Source organism: Clostridium sp. UBA2485 (genome assembly GCF_002341865.1).
GTDB lineage: Bacteria > Bacillota > Clostridia > Clostridiales > Clostridiaceae > Clostridium_J.
Map to the genome: position 1 here is coordinate 1 of NZ_DDOV01000079.1, position 3,535 is coordinate 3,535.

Annotated in this window: 3 protein-coding genes; all 3 read right to left on the reverse strand. The window is 26.9% G+C overall.

What is annotated here, in order from left to right; translation table 11 throughout:
• Window positions 1–504: 504 nt before the first annotated feature.
• Complete coding sequence (locus B3603_RS15840; RefSeq protein ID WP_291566679.1) at window positions 505–2,262, reverse strand: helicase-related protein; 1,758 nt, start codon at window positions 2,260–2,262, stop codon at window positions 505–507.
• Window positions 2,263–2,308: 46 nt separating this feature from the next.
• Entirely contained in the window at window positions 2,309–2,989 is a 681-nt protein-coding gene (locus tag B3603_RS15845; RefSeq protein ID WP_291566682.1) for an HNH endonuclease, read from the reverse strand.
• A partial coding sequence (gene iscB / locus B3603_RS15850) for an RNA-guided endonuclease IscB (RefSeq protein WP_291566684.1) occupies window positions 2,926–3,535 on the reverse strand: 610 nt, incomplete at its 5' end. The genes iscB and B3603_RS15845, both read right to left, overlap by 64 nt.

The window sequence follows — 3,535 nt, forward strand, 5'->3', positions numbered from 1 at the left end:
TATTGATGCTTTTAGTATTATAATTAAAACTATTGCATTCACAATTCACAATGCAAAATTCACAATTATAGATATTTCTCAGCAATAGCTGAGAAATTTAGAATTGATTCTCTTTAAAATTACACAATAACTTCCTATAAAAAACTAGTAATTATATTACTAATAAAAAATCTGTTAGAGAAATTAACTTGATTAAAAGTAAATTCAACATCAATTGTCAATTGTCCTTTGCCAATTTTTATTGGTTCTAGATATAGGGGACGGTTCATTACAAATTATAGAATGAACCCTCCCTTACTTATACAATGTACAATTATTGATACCTCTTTTTTATAAGGGAAGTTTTGAATTGATTTATTTTTGAAGTTACATAGTAAATTCTTATAAAAAAACTAGCAATTGTATTGCTAGTAAAAAAAATCACTAAAGAAATTAATTCTTAAAGAATTAATTTCCTCCTTAATTGTGAATTGTGCATTTTGAATTGTGTATTATATTATAAAACTATATTCTTACCAATATATGATTTATATCTTCGCTAACCTTAATTCTTTCATCATAAACCCATTCTTCATCAAAATTTAAGTTAAAAGCTTTAGAAAATGAATAATATAAATTTATTTTTTGATAATAGGTTTCTAGTTCATACAGATCTTTAAATTTATATGTAGGTTTTGTAATCTTTTTACTCTTAGAAATGAATATTTCATCCATATAATAAAGAAAACAATTCATAATATCTCTATTACTCACATCAAAAGGTATTTTTAAAAGTTTCCATTGAATTGTTTCGTCTAATTTATAATTTTTGATACTATCTAAAATAACTAAATATTCTCCTATATCCATCTTTCTATAATAGGGTATACTTTCTTCCATAGTGCTCCATAGTGCCAATTTTTCCCTTAAAGGTAAGGTTTTAATTTTTAAAATTTCTTCACTTGGTCCCAAAACTGCTGATTCTATAAGTTCATCTTTTATTTCTAAATTATCATTAATAAATTTTTGTGTATTACCATAAGAAGCTACGAATCCCTCATTATAAATTCCCTTTCTTCCAGCTCTTCCTGCAATTTGTTTTACTTCTTGAGAATTTAAATATCTTACTTCATTTCCATCAAATTTTTTAATTTCGATAAACACTATTCTTCTTATAGGTAAATTTACTCCCATACCAATAGCATCAGTAGATACTAGCATATTACTTTCGCCATTTATAAACTGTTCATACTGCTTCCTTCTAACCTCCGGCGGTAAATCTCCATATATCATACTTGACTTTATTCCTAAATTTGAATAAAAGCTTCCTAATTCTAAAACTCTTTTTTTAGAAAATACTACTAGAGCATCTCCTGGTTCAACATCTTTATAAGAAAACTGTTTATACTCCACAGTAAGAGGTATGTTTCTTTTATATTCCTTTATTTCATACTCTTCTCCACAGTCCTCTAATATATCTATTAATAATTCTTTTGAATTTATAGCACCACAAATATGTATTTCCTTACAGTTTAATGCTAATAACGCTCTAGTCCATGAAGCTCCTCTCTGATCATCATTTATCATCTGAATTTCATCTATTATAGCTATTTCGTATTCTTCATTTATATTTAGTTTCTCTATAGTACAGGAAATATGTGCGGCTCCTTCAATTATAATTTCTTCTTCACCAGTTATTAAATTGCATTTAACTCCCTCTTTATTGAGTCTTTCATAATTTTCTAAAGCAAGTATTCTTAGCGGAGAAAGATAAATACCCTTTGAAGACTTTTTAAGTCTTTGTATTGAGTTGTAGGTTTTTCCTGTATTTGTTTCACCAAGGTGAAGATAAAACTTTCTTTTAAGTTTTCTTACTTCCTTATACTCATCCTTAGGGTTTAAAGGAAAAATATCCTCAAATTCCTTAGCCACTATTTTAGGAATATGCTCCGTAATAAGAAGTCCCATAATTCCTGATTTAATATATGCTCCTTCTTTCCCTTTCACTATATCTTTAAAATTAAAACTTGTATTATTTTTATAATTATAATCCTGTAAAAGCTTTTGCGACGCATAATTTAATAATTCTAGATATTTATTGTAAACTGTTTTATATTCTTTAACATCTAATCCATTGTATTCATTTAACATTCTAAGTTTTTTTCTTATAGCTGCTTCATGTTCCCATAGATTATGAGATTTGCTATGTTTTACTATATTCTCAATATGATTAAACTCACTTCTTATCTTCTTAAAATTTCTTTCTGCTGCTTTATTTTTCATGAGATTTGGGGTAAAAGATACTTGTGATTTCAGTCATGAGAGGAATTTACCCCAAGTTCACCTTCCTTTCCCATAATAAACTTTTTCTTATATCAAGTAATTTTATCTTCTTATAATTTGCACTTCTATGAATTATCTCTCCATCCAATTTTCTTAAATCGAAATATCCACTGCTCCTTCTTCCAAAAATAAAACATTCTTTTCCATCATATTTAACCTTGTCAAATAATCTAAATCCTTTTACTTCATATGGAGCTTGATTTAATTTCTTTTTACCGCCTTTAAGTATGTTAGCTTTATGAATTTGTCTATTATGTTTTCTTACTTGTTTTATATAATAGCAATAATCTAAAGGTTTAACTAAAGGATTTTCACTTATACATCTGGCATCAACTCTATGTTCTTTAGATAGATTGTTTTCTATCCTTGTAGTTTTAGTTATATATCCATAAGTCATTTTTACATTAGGATATATTTCTTTTAATCTATTATAAAAGCTCCATCTCATAATACCAATAAATGCAGCATCCTTAAAACTTTTCCCTCTTTTTAATTTTAGTTCCAATTTACCTTGATGATATTTTTTATGGCAAGTTTCACATAAACATATAAGATTATCTGGACTATCTCCTCCTGTTTTCCTAGATTCTATATGATGAACATTTAATATATTGTCTTTTGATTTTCCTTTACAATGTTGACACTTATGTCCATCTCTAAATAACACATATTCCCTAATATTCCAAAATCCAAGTTGTTCACCTTGTTGATATTCTTCACCTTGTATATCTGGATTTTAATCTTTTGAATATCAAACTGGGCAGTTTCAACAATTATCTTTGATATTGGCAACATTTTATATAACTTATTTATTATATTAAAATGAGTATTTATTTTATTTTCTATGGATGGAGCTAACCATCCTTTATTTTTACTTCTTACTCTATTTTGAAATCTAGCTTTTCTGTATCTTAATCTATTTCTTCTAGTTCTTCTATTTTGCTTTCTAGTCGATAATAAATCCACTATATCATTTCTTAACTCTAATTCTGCTGAAAATAATTCCTGTGTTTTAGTAGTTGCTGATAATCCTATCATTTTACTTCCACAATCAACACCTAAATTAATTTCTTGTTTATACCCACTTGAGCCATATAATAACTGTATAGTAAATGGTTCTCTTTTAATTACTTTTGCTTTGCCTTGCTTTAATAATTTTCTAGCCTTACTAGGTTTGCATGGCATTAATGGTTTTCCTTGATTATTTAATACG

Excerpts from the sequence above, each read along its gene's own strand:
- B3603_RS15840 (WP_291566679.1), bottom strand. The coding sequence starts at position 2,262 with ATGAAAAATAAAGCAGCAGAAAGAAATTTTAAGAAGATAAGAAGTGAG.